The following is a 15577-nucleotide window of genomic DNA, read 5'->3' as shown; positions in this document are numbered from 1 at the left end:
CGGGTGTGTACTTTCAAAGCGTCTGGTCGACGAGTTCGCTTACAATGCGGTCGCGGTCCAGATGTGAGGAGACAATCTCGGCGGCGTCCTCGTCTTCGACGCCGCCGTACCAGACGCCGTCGGGGTAGACGGCGACCATCGGCCCCTCGCCACAGCGACCGAGACACGACGACCGCGTGATGCGGGCGTCGCACTGGTCGCTGTCGCGGGCGGCCTGGCGCAGCCGTTCGAGGACTGCCGGCGCGCCGTCCTGAGCGCAGGTCTGGTTCGTACAGACGGCGACGTGTTTCTCCGGGGCGTCGTGGACGTGAGGGTCATCGTCGACGTTCTCGCGGTCGGCGTGTTCGGCCTGATGGGTCAGCGCCCGGAGCATCGCGCGAGCGCCGCCCTGATCCTCCTCGTAGCCGTCGAGTTCCACCTTGTACTTGCAGGTGTCACAGGACATCTCGACGCTCCCCGTTCTTGCTTCCTGCCAGCGGTCACCCAGCACATCCAGCAAGCGGGTATCCGTTCCGAGCGGTTCGCCCGGTGCGGCGTCGACGTAGGGGTACTCCTCGTCGAACTCGCGTGCGCCGTCCTTGATGCGGCCGGTCAGCACGCCGTCACCGAGCATGTACGGGATGACGACGACCGCGTCGGGCCGTGTCTTGGCGATGTCGTGTAGCGTGTCATCGAGCAACGGCTCGGTAACGCCGATGAACGACGCCTCGACCCGCGAGAACTCGCGGCCCTCGTACAGCAGCCGGGCGAGCTTGTGTACGTCGGCGTTGGCGTCTGGGTCGCTGGAGCCACGGGCGCAGACGACGGCGGCCACGTCGTCTTCCTCGCGGTCGACGCCGAGTTCGGCCTCAACGGCCGCCGCGCGGTCATCCAGCAGGTCCAGCAGGGCCGGGTGGACACCGAGATGTGCGCCGTTGTTGATGGTCAGTTCAGGGTGGGCCTCACGTGCCTGTTCGACGGCCAGCGGCACGTCGTTTTTCACGTGACTGGCGGCAAACAGGGAGAGGTGGACCACCGACACCTCCGAGACGGCTCTGGCCAGCCCCGCGATGGCCTCGTCGATGGCCGGTTCGGCCAGTTCGAGAAAGGCCGCGTCGACCGGGATGCCGAGTCGGCCCTCCAGTTCGACCGCAAGGTCGCGGACCTGTTCGTTCGACTTCTCGCGCCGGGAACCATGACCAGCAAGCAGCACTGCTTCGTCGTCCAGCGTCTCGGGTGCGGAGATAGCTTCGCTCATCGGACTCGTTCGATGCTTTTCCGGAGCTTGCGCCGCCGACTCGGTGCAAACAGCCCCGTCTCCTCGCTGCCCTCGTACAGCCAGTCACCGAGAGCAGGTGCCGCATCGTCGTCCACGCCGAACCAGTAGCCCGACGACGTCTCCGAGAGGTCGTCATACGGCGCATCCACCGGACAGCGGTCGAGCAGCGTCTGGATCGTCCGGAGGAGTCGTTCGTCCTCATGGACAAAGGAGATACCGACCGCCTCGTCATCGGACTTGAAACACACCGTGCCACAGCCTTCAAGCAGGCCGCGGAGGAGCGGGCGGTCGTAGTCAGCCAGCGCGTCGAAGCGGTAGCCGCCCGAATCGCCGTCAAACGGGAGCCCAAGTGCGGCGCTGGCGCGGTCGGCGAGCCCGCCGACGACCTGCACCGTGAACTCCTCCTCCTGCCGGGTAATCGAAGTGTCGTGGGCATACGCACGCTCGACAATGCGGCGGTCGGCCCGCTCCGCACCGGCGATGGAGGCAAGCCGCCGGGCGGCCGTCTCGTCGTTCGTCCGAACAGTGATACAGCCGTCCTCACACTCGCCGTCGCCGGCAACCCGGCCCCAGAAGTACGCCGTTTCGGGGTGCGCTGCGAGCATATCGTTCGGTGCACCGGTTTCGACGCTCATGGCTGGACCTCCTCGCGGTCGGTGGCCGGTACGTCAACGGCTCCAGCGTCCTCCTCGACAGATTCCACGTGAATCGCGTCCAGCGGACAGGCCGCGGCGGCCTGCTCGGCGTCGTCCCGCCGGTCGTCGTCGAAGGTGGCTTCGATCGCCGCCTGATCGTCCGTCTCGATGGCCGCCAGGCCCTCGCTGTCCTCAACGAAGCGGTCATCGCGGACGAGGCAGGCGAAGACCCCGTCGCAGGCGTCGCGGTCGATAGTGATTCGGTACATTAGTAGTCGTACTTAGTCTCGTAGCCCCGCGGGGTCACCATCCGGTCGTCCCAGACGTAGGTGTCCTCGTTGCCCACGAGCAGTGTGGTGGTCATGTCGACGAGGTCGGTTTCCCCGAGTTCGGGCAGTTCGCCGAGTTCCATGATTTCGACTTGTTCGTCCTCGCGGCCGGCGGCGTGGACAACACCGACCGGCGTCTCGGGGTCACGGTGTTCCAGCAGGATCTCACAGCACTTCTCGTAGTTGTCCCGGCGCTTGCGGCTCCACGGGTTGTAGATGGTGATGGTGAAGCCCTCCTTGGCGACGGCGTGGAGTCGCGACTCGATGGTCGGCATATCGGTGAGGTGGTCCGACAGCGAGATGGAGACGGTGTCGTTGACCAGCGGCGCGCCGACGCGGGCCGCACAGGACTGGGCGGCCGGGACGCCCGGAACCACGTCGAAGTCGAGCATCGTCGCCGTCGCGCCCTTGGATTCGATGATCTCCAGTGCGAGGCCGGCCAGCGCGTACACGTTCGGGTCGCCGCTGCCGATGATGGCCACGTCGTTGCCCGCAAGCGCACGGTCGATGGCTTCCTCGGTCCGGGACACCTCGCCGCACATCGGCGTGTTGTAGATGTCGTCGGCTCCGTCGGTGATTTCGTCGGGGAGCAGTTCGACGTAGGTCGTGTAGCCCACGATGTGTTCGGCGTCCAGTAGCGCGGAGCGGGCGCGGGCGGTCATCCCTTCCGGCTGCCCAGGACCGAGGCCGACAGCGATGAGCTGGCCCGGTTCCGCGTCGAAGTCGTCAACGGTCGCACCGACTTCTTCCTCTTCGTCCGACTCACTGGACGAGGACGCGCCGCAGGAACTACTGCTGGACGAGGACGACGATTCGGACGATGATGACGCGCCACACTTCGAGGCGCTGTCGTCGCCTGTGTCCGGCGTTGTCTCCGTCGATGAACTCGCCGAGCTTGCGCCGCACTTGGAGGCGGTATCGGTCTCTGTCTCCGCCTTGCTCTCTGTCTCCGAGGCGCTACGCGCCTCGCTTGCGCCGCACTTCGATTCTGTCTCGGTACTTGCGTCAGTGGTGTTGTCAGTACTCATTGTTAGAAATCGTCGACGTCACGCCCGCCGCGCGGGGTGACGAGGAACTCCTGGTAGTCGTTGCGCCAGACTTCGGTCTCGTGGGTGCCGACGACGATGGACGAGCCCATGCCGCCGACCTTGTCGTCGTGCTCGGACAGGTCGCCGAGCGTGGTGATGGTCTCCGTCTCGTCGTCGAGATTTCGCCCGGCCTCGCCGCGGCCGGAGTCGTTGACGATAGCGGCGGGCACGTCGTCGGCCCGTTCTTCGCGGAGAACATCGACGGCCCGCTCATAGTCGCGCCAGCAGTTGTAGAGGACGACGACGAAGCCGCTGATTGCGGCCGCCCGGAGCTTCTCCTCGATTTCGTCCCAGCCGCGCCACTTGTCCGACAGCGAAATCGTACAGAAATCGTTCGATAGCGGCGCGCCGAGGTTCGCCGCCCCCGACAGCGCCGCGGTCACGCCGGGAACAATCTCGATGGGGACATCGTCGGCGTCGTCGGCGTCGGCCATCGTAAACAACAGGTCGGACTTCCCGTAGACGTTCGGGTCGCCGCCGGAGACGTGGGCGATGTCCTCACCGGCGCGAACCCGCTCGAATGCCTCGCGGGCGAGTTCGACCTGCTTGCCCATCGACGACCGGATAAGTGTCTGCCGGCTGCCGTCGGGTCGCTCCAGTACGGCCCCTTCTTCGCCAGCGATTTCGCCGTCATCGGTTTCGCCGTCGAGTTCAGCCGACTGAGGCGGGAGCGTGCCGTCCTTCCGGAGGAACTCCTGATAGAGGTTCGAGGCGATGATGCAATCAGCGGTCTGGATGACGTCTTTTGCCCGCTGAGTCATGTCGTGGGGGAGGCCCGGCCCGATGCCGACCACGTACAGTGTCCCGTAGTCGGCTGGACGCGTCGCCTCGGCCGCGGCCGCTGTCGACTGGCGTCCGTCGCTGCTCATCCTCGGTCTCCGAGAACCGCCGGTCGAATCTCGATACTGTGGCGCATGGTGAGTACAACGCCGCTTTCGCATAAAACAATTGTGCTTGTACTAGTCCAAGCGCAGGTGTTGGGAGGGGATAGTTTGGTTGTATTCGAGTTCGGGAAGGAGTCGACAGCAGTGGCTGTTCAACCGTCCTCGCATCTGCGAATCACACCGCAAACAGTGCAATAGCTGCTTCGGTCAGGTGTTCGTCAGTCCCCCATCGACTACAACGCTCTCACCGTTGACGTAGGAGGCCATATCGCTGGCGAGGAACGTCGCCACGTCGGCAATCTCCTCGGGTTCGCCGAAGCGGCCCGAGGGAATGAGTTCTTTCAGCATCATCTTGGTCGTGTCGTCAATGCGCTCGTCCTCGAACATCTGGGTCTTGCTGTAGCCCGGATGGATGGCGTTGACCCGGATATCGTAGTTGCTCAGGCGGTCCGCAAGCGCGTAAGTGAACAGGCGGACTGCGCCTTTCGAAGTGCAGTAGTTGACCAACAAGCCGGTCCCGCGGATGCCGCCGGAGCTAGACATATTGATGACGGTGCCGCCGCCGTTCTCCCGCATCGCCTCAGTCGCGACCTGCGCACCGAAAAACACGCCCTTGGTGTTCACGTCCATCAGACGGTCGTAGTCCTCCTCCGTGGTCTCGTAGAAGTCCGCTATCTCGGAAATGCCGGCATTGTTGACCATGATGTCGATACCGCCTAGTTCCTCGGCCGCGGCGACGGCCACCTCCAGATCGTCGGGGTTGGTTACGTCACACTCGACGAAATGCGCCGTCCGGTCGGTCTCGGCTTCGACCAGTTCGTGGGTCGGTTCGCCGCCCTCGCGAGGGTCCTGCTGTCGGTCCGCAACAATAACGTCTGCGCCGTGCTCCGCGTACCGCCGGCAGATGGCCCGGCCGAACCCGCTTGCGCCGCCCGTAACGACCGCCACCTGGTCTTCGAGTAGTGTTGTCATGCGTCATTTGTCATCACAGGCGCACATAATAAATAAGTTTAGAGTTGTACAGTGACAGGAACCCGGGACAGTTGTAGGATGGCTGCCAGAGATAGACCAGTAGCTGCTCGGTGACGAAAAGACGAGACGAAAACCCAATTTCTGCAGAAAGCGAGGTTAGCGCCCGATAGCAACGGTCACGGCCTCAGCGTAGCGGCTCTTCTCAGCCAGCAGGTCATGCTCGCTGCCGGCGGCGATAGCTGACGCCTCGGCGATGCCCGGCCAGCCGATGAGTTCCTTCGACCGCGAGGGGGTCGGTCCCTCGAACTCCTCCAAGGTCTCCTTCTCGAAGGCGATGACGCCCAGTCCCCACTCTTCGGCGGCGGCGAGCATCCCTTCCTCGTCGGCCTTCCGGGTACCCGTCGCGATGAACTCCACGTCGTCGCGGTCGAGGTCAGCCTCGTCGAGTGCCTGCTCCCAGGCCGCGTGGAACTGCTCGACATCCGCTCCGGCGACGCTGCCACACCCGAGCACGACGCCTTCGTCTTTGTTGCGTTTGAGCACCGTCACGTCATCGTCGACCAGCACGGCCTTTGGTCCGTCAAGGCGCTCGATAGGACCGAGTTCGTCGTCCAGCACGGCGAGGTTCGTCGCGACCGTCGAGTCGCCGTTGACGACGTGAGCGTCCAGCGCCTTGGCTTGCTTCTCGACGCCCTGCTTGTCGGCGGCCTCGCTCGCGGTCGTCATCGCCGGCACCGCGCCCATGCTTGCGAGGTCGTCGGCGACCTGATTCGCACCGTGGTGGCCGCCGGTGATGGGGATGGCCCACGTGAGTTCCTCGTCGACGACACAGATGGCTGGGTCGTCCCACTTGTCGTCGAGCAGGTGGGCGGTCTTGCGCATCGCGATACCGCTCGCCATCAGCCCGATGAAACAGTCGTACTCGCCCCAGTACTCCTCGAACACGTCGCCGTGGTATTCGAGGATGTCGATGGATTCGTAACGGTCGCCAATGCCGTCGACGATGTCCTCGGCCGTGTCCATCTTCCGCCCGAAGGCCACGATGGCGAGGTCGTCGGCTACTTCACCGTCTGAATCGGGTGCTTTGCAACCATGCGAACCGGACTCGTCGTCTGTGTCAGTGCTCATCAGTCATCAGCCTCCTGTGAATCCGCGTCGCTCCCACGATTCGCCCAGTCGCCGTAGAGGAACGACCGCTCGTAGTCCTCGCCGCCGACAGCGTCACCGATGACAACCATCGCGGAAGCGCGATAGCCCGCATCCTCCAGCTTCTCACCGATGGTAGCTATCGTCCCCTCGATGACATCCTCGTCGGGCCAGGACGCGTGATAGATGGCCGCTACCGGGGTTTCGGGGTCGTGGCCGTCTTCGAGCAGCCGGTCCATCGTCTCGCTGACGGCGTGGGTGCCCAGATAGATACAGGTCGTCACGTCACCCATGCCGACGAACTCGGAGATGTGGTCCTCGTCCTCGTCCAGTGTCTTGCCCTGCGGGCGGGTGAAGGCGACGTGGTTGGCGACCTCGTTCAGCGTCAGCTGCGTTCGCATCGTTGCGCTGGCGGCGAAGGCGGAGGTGACGCCGGGGACGATGTAGGTCGGGACGCCCTCGTGTTCGAGCGCGTCCATCTGCTCCAAGGCCGCGCCGTAGATGGCGGGGTCGCCGCTGTGAAGGCGGACAACGGTGTCGCCGGCCTCGTAGGCGTCCCGCATCAGCGGAATCAGCTCTTCGAGGTCCTTGCCGATGGAGGATACCGTTTCGGCGTCCTCGCAGTACTCCTCCAGCAGTTCGCTGTTGACGAGCGATCCGGCGTGGACCACGAGGTCGGCGTCGGCTAGGAGTTCCCGGCCAGCGACGGTCAGCAGCCGAGGGTTGCCGGGCCCGGCTCCGACGAAGGGAATACCCTCCTGCTCGTCGCCAGCACTGTACTCGTACACGCGGTCGTCTCGGTTCCCGGCGACGGAGTCGATTGCCGTCTGTGGGTCCGTCTCGCTCGGTTCCTCAGTCATGCTTCACCTCGTCGCCGCAGAGAACGGCTTCAGAGCGTTCCTGTCTCGCCAGTTCACCGATAGACTGCTCGCCGCCGTCGGTCACGACACCGCTCTCGTCGGCCGCTTCGAGGAAGGCGTCGGTCGCCTGCTTGACGCGCGTCTCGGGCTTCTCGGCGTAGGCCAGCGTGTAGTAGTCTCGCTCGTCGATGTCGGTCGGGTCGTCGGTCACGACCGTCTCGCCCTGTTCCATGAACAGCCGGCGGCCGTACACCACGTCGTAGCCGGCCTCGACCAGTCCCTCGTGAGTGGCCGGCGCGTCGGTCACTTTGAACAGAATCATCCGGTCAGGGCCGGTCGGCGACGCGCCGCGGTCGGCCTCCCGTAGCGCCAGACTCGACCCGGCGGTGATTTCGACGCCTAGCGCGGTCGCAAATGCCGACATAGCACTGACGCCGGGCACCACTTCGAGATCGACCTCAGGGTGGAACGCCGCGAGCGTTCGCCGGAGGTGGCCGAACGTCGAGTAGACGTTCGGGTCCCCCAGCGTGACGAAGGCGGCGTCGCCGTCGCGGGCGGTCGGCGCGATCTCGGCGGCGGCTTCCTTCCAGGCCGTCCGGAGCTTGTCCTCGTCACGTGTCATCGGGAAGTCGAGATCGCCGATGCGCTCTTCAGGGACGTGCTCGGTCGCGACCGACCGCGAGAGCCGCCCTGGCGAGTACACCACATCGGCCGATTCGAGTGCGCGCTTCCCGCGGACAGTCACCAGATCGGGCTGGCCGGGACCGAGGCCGATGCCGTAGAGGGTCATTGCTGGCCTCCGTCGGTCGCCTCAGTCTCAGACGGTGACCCGCCGTCGGCGGCAACGTCCTCGCTGGCGCTGCCGACGAGCATGTACACCGGGTTCTCCGAGTTGAAACTCGTCGCGCCAGCGAGTTCGTAGCCGTGGCTCACCTGGAACTGGACGACCTCCTCCAGAATGTCGCGTTCGCGGAAGGCCTCCGTCGCCGCACCGGCGACTTCGAGCCGCGAGACGTTCATTACGATTCGGTCGACGCCGGTCTCGACCGCGTGATCGAGAATGGCTTCGTAGTTGCGTGATCCGCCGAGGAAGAGGGCGTCGGCGTCGTCCGGCAAGCCCTCCGGGGCCTCGGCCTCGCGCAACTCGACGTCGGCGTCGACATCGTTGGCGGCGAGGTTCTTGCGAGTCACGTCGAGTCGATTCCCCTTGCGTTCGAGCGCAGTGACCCGCCCGGCCTGGCGCGCCGCCGTGATGGTGACGGCGCCGGTACAGGAACCGACCTCCGCGAAGTGGTCGGACCCGGTGAGAGCGAGTTTGCTAGCGAGGACGGCCCGGACCTCCGGCTTGGTGGGACCGGCCTTCGCATCGTGTGGGAGCGAGACGCGAGACATCACGCTATACAACTGCAGTAGCGCGTAAAACAATTTTGGTTGTGTTAATCCAAGTACGGATTACAGCGGCGTCGGTGGCGGAGACGGAAGCGAGTCGGCAGGCTGGTTGACAGCAGTGCAAGCAGAGTATGCCAGAGCGGAGCCCAGAACCCGAATCAGAACTCCGGCCCAGGTGCCGGCACGCCGTCGCTGTCGTCACCGCCGTCTAGGTCGAACTTCTCCCGCAGTTCCCGGATACGGTCTCTGATGTCCGCCGCCAGTTCGAACTCCAGATTGTCTGCGGCCTCCTGCATCCGTTCTTCCAGTTGTTCGATCTGGCGAGCGGCTTCGTCGGCGTCGCTCGCTCCGTCACCGGAGATGCCGCCAGTATCGGTCTTGCTGCCCGGCAAGTTCGTCTCGCCGACTTCCTTCTCAATGGTGGTCGGTTCGAAGCCGTGTTCCTCGTTGTACTGCTGCTGGATGCGCCGGCGGCGCTGGGTCTCCTGAATGGCCGACTGCATGGCGTTGCTGCGCTCATCGGCGTACAGCACGACTTCACCGTTGACGTTCCGGGCGGCCCGGCCCATCGTCTGGACGAGCGTCGTCTCCGACCGCAGGAACCCCTCCTGGTCGGCGTCGAGAATCGCCACGAGCGACACCTCCGGGATGTCCAGTCCTTCCCGGAGCAGATTGATGCCGACCAGCACGTCGATATCGCCCAGCCTGAGCGAGCGGATGAGTTCGTGCCGTTCCAGCGTGTCTGTCTCGTCGTGCATGTAGGCGACGTTCACGCCGGACTCTTCGAGATACTCCGTGAGGTCCTCGGCCATACGTTTCGTGAGTGTGGTCACAAGCACCCGTTCGTCGCGTTCGATGCGGTCGTCAATGCGCTCTAGCAGGTCCTCGACCTGTCCCGTCGCCGAGGCGATTTCGACGGCGGGGTCGACGAGATGGGTCGGACGGACAATTTGCTCGACGACCTGGTCGCTGTGTTCGCGCTCGTAGTCGCCCGGCGTGGCGCTCACGTACAGCGTCTGGTCGGTCTTTTCCTCGAATTCCTCGAAAGTGAGCGGGCGATTGTCGAACGCCGTCGGCAGGCGGAAGCCGTTCTCGACGAGGCTCTCCTTGCGGCTCTTGTCGCCCTCGAACTGGCCGCGGATTTGGGGGAGTGTCTGGTGGGACTCATCAACGACGGTGAGGAAGTCATCGGGGAAGTAATCCAGCAGGGTGTAGGGAGCCTCGCCCGTCTCGCGGTCCGAGAGGTGGACCGAGTAGTTCTCGATGCCCGAGCAGTAGCCCGTCTCCTGCATCATCTCGATGTCGAACGTGGTCCGCTCCTCGATGCGCTGGGCGGCGACGTGGTCGCCCTGCCGCTCGAAGTAGCTGATTCGCTGGTCCAGCAGTTTCTCGATTTCGTCGATAGCTCGCTGGAGCCGCTGTTCCGGAATCGAGTAGTGCTCCGCCGGGTGCAACAGAGCGGCTGGCTCCTCGCTTTTGACCTCGCCCTCCAGCGGGTCGACCTTCAGCATCCGGTCGATCTCGTCGCCCCAGAACTCCACGCGCAGGGCGTAGCGGGCGTACATCGGGTAGATTTCGAGTGTGTCCCCGCGCACGCGGAAGGTTCCCTGCGTGAAGTCCACGTCGTTGCGCTCGTAGTTCAGGTCGACCAGCCGACCGAGCAGTTCATCGCGCTCGATCTCCTGTCCGACTTCGAGCGAGAGGGACATGTCGATGTAGTTGCGCGGGTCACCGAGCCCGTAGATGGCTGACACCGACGCGACGACGATGACGTCGTCCCGGGTAAGCAGCGAGCGCGTCGCAGAGTGGCGCAGCCGGTCGATCTCGTCATTGATCGAGGCGTCCTTATCGATGAACGTGTCCGTCTGCTCGACGTAGGCCTCGGGCTGGTAGTAGTCGTAATAGGAGACGAAGTACTCGACGGCGTTGTCCGGAAACAGCTCGCGGAACTCCTCGTACAGTTGCGCTGCGAGGGTCTTGTTATGGGCGATAACGAGGGTCGGCTGCTGGATCTCCTCGACGACCCACGAGACGGTGTTGGTCTTCCCGGAGCCGGTCACACCGAGCAGTGTCTGTCGGTCCATCCCCTGGCGATAGCCCGACGCCAGCTGTTCGATGGCCTCAGGCTGGTCGCCCGCGGGGTCGAACGGGGCGTCGACACGGAACTGGCGGTCGACATCTGGTCGGTCGATAGAGAGGGGGCCGCCGGTGTCGCTCATTACTCATACATCGGGCTGGACGGACTTGAGCCGCGTGGTTCATGTAAGACCGGACCAGTCGGCCTGTGTTGTAAAGGTGATACGACAGCCCGGAGACGGGAAGAAGATGCAACAGTGTTAGTCTCGAAAGTAAGCATCCAATACGATTCAGGCGGAGTATAAACAGTCTTGTAGTTTTATTCTGTTTCATGTCCGAATATCTGACATGGGTGAGACAGAAACATCGACCGAGAGCGAGAAGATCCCCCTCAGTGGGCACTGGTCGGTCGGAAACTGGGCCGTTATCGGGCTGTTCTTCGTTCTGACCGCTGTCGGCATCGCGATGGCAGCGGGAACGGGCGGCCGTGAGCTACTCACCGGAACGGTCGGCCGTAGCGGGCCGGGAGTCATCATACCGGTGGCTGTCTTCCTGTATTCGGGCCTGGGTGCGCTGGGCTATGTTTTCACGAAACTGATGACCTCACTCGACGACTATGACGAGTGGAGCGACTTCGAAAACCTCGCCGAGATGTTGATGCGGATTCCCGCCGCCTGGCTCCTGGCTGTCGGCGTCTACCAGTTCGGCAGTCTGGCACTCGGCTCGACGGAACTCGCGTCGTCGCAGTTGGCCACCGGTGTCCCGTTCCTCGTCGGCCTCTACGTCAATGTCGCGTTCAAGTGGCTAGGCGGTCTGGCGGACCGGCTACTCGGACAGCAGGCAAAGCGGTCAGGGTGAGTGGATAGCAACAGCGGGCCAAGCGGCGGCCAGACCGCGGCTGATGGTGGGCCCGCCGAGCGGAGTCCAGACTCCGGACAGGGGCCAAGCGGAGACGACTGAAGCGTCGTTATCTGGCGCTCCCGCAACGAGGCGCGGACACGAAGAACCGTCAGCAGACCGGTTTCGGGTTCACACCAAGGTCTTCCAGCGTCTCGAAGTACTCGTCGTAGGCCGTCGAAATGACATCAATAGCAGCCGCCTCCGCGGCGTCCCAGTCGTCGTCATCCTCGCAGACGGAATCGAGCAGTTCGGCGGCCTCATCGCGGAAGTCCACCACGTCGCTGCCGGCGCTGCGGAACGTACTCGCCGTCTGTGGGTCCGCCTGGCCGGTGAAGAAGCCGGTGTACTGTTCCTTGACCTTCTTATCGACAAGCGTCCAGCCAACGAAGCCGCCGAGGCGTTCGACCGTCCCGTTGAAGTCGTCAAGCACGTCGTGCATTGCCGGCGTCCGGTCGACCGGCTCGGCATCAGTGCTGTCACGGCGCTCGGCCGTTTCGGCTGCCGCATCGACAAACAGCGCCGCCGCGTCGTCGTGCTCGTCGTCGCTCCAGGCATCGAACGTGTCGTGGGCCGCCTGCTCGCGGGCGGCTGCCGCCGCCAGTACCACGTCCGGTTCCATCTCGCCGCGGGTGTCGGCGTACAGTGTCTTCGAAGACCCTAGTCGGGAGAGTTCCGTCTGCTGGTCGTCACGAACTGCGTCGATAAGGTCGGCTGCGGTCATACTCTGGCCTGTGGCCGGCGCGGGCTTGTAACCATCGGACCCGCCGCTAGAAGGCTCATGTGGCTGCGGGGAGTAAGCCCCCTTCTGTTCGGGCCAGCATTCGGCTGAGCGGCCACGTCCAGCGCTTGCGCGCAGCGTCGGACTACCTGTCGACGCGGCCTTGCACCGGTGAGGTTTCGCCGTTCCATCGGTCCGTCGCCGGAAGCGTGGGGCGTCTCAGACGGCCCACGGAATGCGTGGGGCATCGAAGATGGCCCACGTGTGGAGCACAACTGTGATCCACGAACGCGCGCCCCGGAGTCACCGGGTCGCGACTGCCCTCGGTGGGTTACCTCTCCCTCGCTTTGGCCGCGTGCCGCACCGTCTGGTGGGGCACGACCAGCCTCGCTCGGGATTCGCACACCTCATCGGTCCGGCGACGACGTGTCGTTGCTGTTCCAGAGCCGACGGTCTTCCGCCCCGGGCTTGCGCCCGGTCACCTGTCCGACAGGTGGGGGGACTTTCCTCATGGCTTGCGCCACGGGAGCCGGCCTCCCGCTGCCACCAACAGGTACGCCAGTGCCGCGAATAAGGCTTACCAACGACCTTTTTCGGCGTCGGGTTCGCGCTTCGCGCGAACCGCTCCTTGAAAAACGTCGATGAAAAAAGCGCGAATCGTAACGCGATTCGCGTGAAACCGCTCGCTTCGCTCGCGGTATGCTCGTAAACGACAACTACTGATTTTGTGTATTCGAACGAGCCTGCCCTTCCCCCGTCTTCGTGAGCGGAGCGAGCGAAGGCTCGTCAGAGCAGCGCTCTGACGGAGGGTCGCGCGACGGAGCGCGCTCCCGGCCACAGGCGGTGAAGAAAGGGATTCAAAATACGGACAGTTGTACGATTCGCAAAAGTCGAACCGGGAGTGCCCAGCAGTGCACCTTAGTCGTCGGAGGGCAGGGGCTCACCAGAGCCGTCGGTCGGCGCGGGCGAGGCCTGCATGTCGTCGTCCTCTGCGTAGGGGTACCACGTCATCTTCGTGTTGTGCATGTACGGATCATGGTAGTCCGTCTCTTCCGGTTCGACCATTTCGGCCAGCGTCTCCTCGTCGCGGTCCTCAACGAAGTCACGGAAGGTCTCGCCGCCCTCACGGGCGTCTTCGAAGTTGTTGACGAGGTTCTTGATAGCGCCGGGGACTTCGTCGGCCGGGACGCGCATCTCCACCCAGTCGGCAAAGCGCGGGTCGTCGCCGAGGCCGCCGCCGAGGCCGATGTCGAGCGCCTCGACCGGTTCGCCGTCCTTGCGGGTCTTCATCCCGCGCAGGGATACGTCGGCGATCTGGGGCTGGGCACAGGAGGCCGTACAGCCCGAGAGGTGGATGTGGAAGTCCTTGTGGTCCTCGGGCAGTTCGACGTTGTCCTTGAGCCAGCGGGCGTACCGCACTTGACGGTTCTTCGTCTCGACGATAGAGAGCGAGCAGTACTCCGTGCCCGTGCAGGCGATGGAGCCGCGCATGAACGGCGACGGGTCCGGGGAGTAGTTCTCCAGCAGGGGTTCGCTGGTGAACTCGTCAAGATTCTCCTCGGGCACGTCGGTGACGATGATGTTCTGGCGCTGGGTCAGTCGGACCTCGCCGGAGCCGTACTCGTCGGCGAGTTCCGCGAGTTCCAGCACGTCGTCGGCACCCATGCGACCGACCAGCACGTTCAGGCCGATGTAGTAGTTGCCGTCTTTCTGCTCGTGAATCCCGACGTGGTCGTTGTGCCCGTCCTGAGACCCAGTGTTGTAGCTGTACTGGTCGCGCATATCCTCGCCAGCAGTCGGGAGTTCGAAGTCGACGTACTCCTCCTGCAGGACCGAGCGCATCTTTTCGGGACCCCACTCGTCCATGAGGAACTTGATGCGAGCGTTGAAGCGGTCCTCGCGGTCACCGTAGTCACGGAAGAGCGAAGACATGCCGTGGGCCACGTCAGCGGCCTGCTCCGGCGGGACCCACACGTCGATATCGCGGGCGAGACGCGGTTCCTTGCGGGAGAGGCCGCCGCCGATACGGACGTTGAATCCGAGTTCGCCATCCTTCTCAGCGGGCTCGAAGGCGAGGTCGTTGATATCGCCCTGTCCACAGCCCTCGTCACAGCCGGCGATGGCGACCTTCCACTTGCGCGGGAGGTTGGAGTAGTCGTCGTTGCCCTTGAACGTCTCGTGGAGGTCCTCGGCGACGGGCCAGGCGTCGACGTGCTCGTGTTTGTCCTTACCGGCGACGGGACAGCCGACGATGTTCCGCCAGGAGTCGCCACAGGCCTGCTGGGTTCCCAAACCGACGGCTTCGAGCTTCTCGAAGATTTCCGGGATGTCCTCCAGTTTGATCCAGTGGAGCTGGATGCTCTGGCGGGTCGTCCAGTCACAGTAGGCCTCGCCGAACTCGGGATTGTCGACGGGACCGGTCGCGTACTCCTTCGCGATTTCGCCGATGACTTCGAGCTGGCCGGGCTTGATGACGCCGTTTGGCGTCCCGATACGCATCATGAAATACGACTCTTGGCCGGAACGCTGGTGGTACAGGCCCCACCACTTGAAGCGCTCGAACCAGGCGTCGTGTTCGTCTTCCGGGATGGCATCCCAGCCCTGCTCTGCGAACTCCATCAAATGCTCCCGGATCTCGTTACCGTAAACCTCGTCCTTCCAATTCTCGACTTTCGTGGGCATAGCTAATGTGTTCTTCCACAAGTCTCACTGACTTATACAACACACTTTGCCGTCAACCGTCTCCCCCACTCCCCGAAACAAGAGATTGTTGCCTATTCTTTTGAACAGGCAAGCCGGGTTCGCTTCGCCGGGAAATGGACGCTCTCGTGGACGACACCGTGGAACTCGCCGGAATCTGGGTCCACGACGCGCCCGACCGTCAGCCAGTCGGTCACGCCGCTTTCACCACAGGAGATACACTGGCCGGCTATTCGCGCCTGGATATCTAGATAATCAACGCCCACTTCCACGAACCCCTCAGCGAGTAAATCCGTCGTCTCACACCCACAGAAGTCGCTTTGAGCCAACAACCACAGGTCCGAGACGTTCACTTCCCGCGAGTCGTTGACGGAAATCCAGGCCCCGTCGTCGAGCTGGTGAACGTCAGTCGTCATTACATCTCATTAGATTCTCGAAACACCTGAGGCCATCGGCGGGTGCAAGTATCACCGGGTCGAGTCGAATCCGCCGCAGTCATGCGGTGTGTGTCTCATGATAATAACCCGCTATTTGTCGGGCTCTGTACGAGATACACACATATGTTGCCTGTAAGTCGCAGTGCGGGCCAAGCTTACAGCAGAGTCCGTCCTTAAGATAGTGG

The 15577-nt window shown here is 63.9% G+C and carries 15 protein-coding genes and 1 other RNA gene; 1 reads left to right on the top strand and 15 read right to left on the bottom strand.

Features of this window, described 5'->3' with window-relative positions:
• Positions 1–13: 13 nt before the first annotated feature.
• The 11 genes from RBH20_RS00170 to uvrB form a co-directional block, all read right to left on the bottom strand.
• On the bottom strand, positions 14–1237 hold the full coding sequence (locus tag RBH20_RS00170; RefSeq protein WP_306704293.1) for a CbiX/SirB N-terminal domain-containing protein: 1224 nt from the start codon (positions 1235–1237) through the stop codon (positions 14–16).
• Positions 1234–1893, bottom strand: coding sequence for a cobalamin biosynthesis protein (locus RBH20_RS00165; RefSeq protein WP_306704291.1), 660 nt, complete (start codon positions 1891–1893; stop codon positions 1234–1236). Before RBH20_RS00165 ends, RBH20_RS00170 begins: the two co-directional genes overlap by 4 nt.
• The gene (locus RBH20_RS00160) at positions 1890–2162 is read right to left on the bottom strand and encodes a ferredoxin (RefSeq protein ID WP_306704289.1); all 273 of its coding nucleotides are present in this window, start codon (positions 2160–2162) and stop codon (positions 1890–1892) included. Before RBH20_RS00160 ends, RBH20_RS00165 begins: the two co-directional genes overlap by 4 nt.
• On the bottom strand, positions 2162–3250 hold the full coding sequence (gene cobJ / locus RBH20_RS00155) for a precorrin-3B C(17)-methyltransferase (protein ID WP_306704288.1): 1089 nt from the start codon (positions 3248–3250) through the stop codon (positions 2162–2164). The genes RBH20_RS00160 and cobJ overlap by 1 nt, the downstream gene beginning before the upstream one ends.
• Positions 3251–3252: 2 nt before the next feature.
• Entirely contained in the window at positions 3253–4179 is a 927-nt protein-coding gene (locus RBH20_RS00150) for a precorrin-3B C(17)-methyltransferase (protein ID WP_306704286.1), read from the bottom strand.
• A 222-nt stretch (positions 4180–4401) separates the two neighbouring features.
• On the bottom strand, positions 4402–5166 hold the full coding sequence (locus tag RBH20_RS00145) for an SDR family oxidoreductase (protein WP_306704284.1): 765 nt from the start codon (positions 5164–5166) through the stop codon (positions 4402–4404).
• Positions 5167–5322: 156 nt separating this feature from the next.
• Positions 5323–6294 (bottom strand): cobalt-precorrin 5A hydrolase, encoded by a 972-nt coding sequence (gene cbiG / locus RBH20_RS00140; RefSeq protein ID WP_306704283.1) that lies wholly within the window; start codon positions 6292–6294, stop codon positions 5323–5325.
• A complete protein-coding gene (locus RBH20_RS00135) occupies positions 6294–7172 on the bottom strand; it encodes a cobalt-precorrin-4/precorrin-4 C(11)-methyltransferase (RefSeq protein WP_004964950.1) in 879 nt (292 codons plus the stop codon). Before RBH20_RS00135 ends, cbiG begins: the two co-directional genes overlap by 1 nt.
• Positions 7165–7962, bottom strand: a complete 798-nt coding sequence (locus RBH20_RS00130; RefSeq protein ID WP_306704282.1) for a cobalt-factor II C(20)-methyltransferase — start codon at positions 7960–7962, stop codon at positions 7165–7167. Before RBH20_RS00130 ends, RBH20_RS00135 begins: the two co-directional genes overlap by 8 nt.
• Complete coding sequence (gene cbiT, locus RBH20_RS00125; protein WP_306704281.1) at positions 7959–8564, bottom strand: precorrin-6Y C5,15-methyltransferase (decarboxylating) subunit CbiT; 606 nt, start codon at positions 8562–8564, stop codon at positions 7959–7961. Before cbiT ends, RBH20_RS00130 begins: the two co-directional genes overlap by 4 nt.
• Positions 8565–8719: 155 nt before the next feature.
• A complete protein-coding gene (uvrB, locus tag RBH20_RS00120; RefSeq protein WP_306704280.1) occupies positions 8720–10780 on the bottom strand; it encodes an excinuclease ABC subunit UvrB in 2061 nt (686 codons plus the stop codon).
• Positions 10781–10985: 205 nt separating this feature from the next.
• Between uvrB and RBH20_RS00115 the strand changes: the two genes are divergently transcribed.
• On the top strand, positions 10986–11495 hold the full coding sequence (locus RBH20_RS00115) for a hypothetical protein (RefSeq protein WP_306704279.1): 510 nt from the start codon (positions 10986–10988) through the stop codon (positions 11493–11495).
• Between the two features lie 151 nt (positions 11496–11646).
• Here the strand turns inward: RBH20_RS00115 and RBH20_RS00110 are convergent, their stop codons facing one another.
• The 4 genes from RBH20_RS00110 to RBH20_RS00095 all read right to left on the bottom strand — a co-directional run bounded on the left by RBH20_RS00110 (position 11647) and on the right by RBH20_RS00095 (position 15371).
• Complete coding sequence (locus tag RBH20_RS00110; protein WP_306704278.1) at positions 11647–12258, bottom strand: rubrerythrin family protein; 612 nt, start codon at positions 12256–12258, stop codon at positions 11647–11649.
• 61 nt (positions 12259–12319) lie between these two features.
• Positions 12320–12800: RNase P RNA component (gene rnpB / locus RBH20_RS00105), an RNA gene on the bottom strand.
• Between the two features lie 373 nt (positions 12801–13173).
• Positions 13174–14937, bottom strand: a complete 1764-nt coding sequence (locus tag RBH20_RS00100) for a nitrite/sulfite reductase (RefSeq protein WP_306704276.1) — start codon at positions 14935–14937, stop codon at positions 13174–13176.
• A 92-nt stretch (positions 14938–15029) separates the two neighbouring features.
• Positions 15030–15371 (bottom strand): hypothetical protein, encoded by a 342-nt coding sequence (locus tag RBH20_RS00095; RefSeq protein ID WP_306704274.1) that lies wholly within the window; start codon positions 15369–15371, stop codon positions 15030–15032.
• Positions 15372–15577 lie beyond the last annotated feature (206 nt).

Source organism: Haloarcula sp. H-GB4 (assembly GCF_030848575.1).
Classification (GTDB): Archaea; Halobacteriota; Halobacteria; order Halobacteriales; family Haloarculaceae; genus Haloarcula.
The sequence above is the reverse complement of the archived record's forward strand: the minus strand, read 5'-3'. Positions and strand labels throughout refer to the sequence as shown.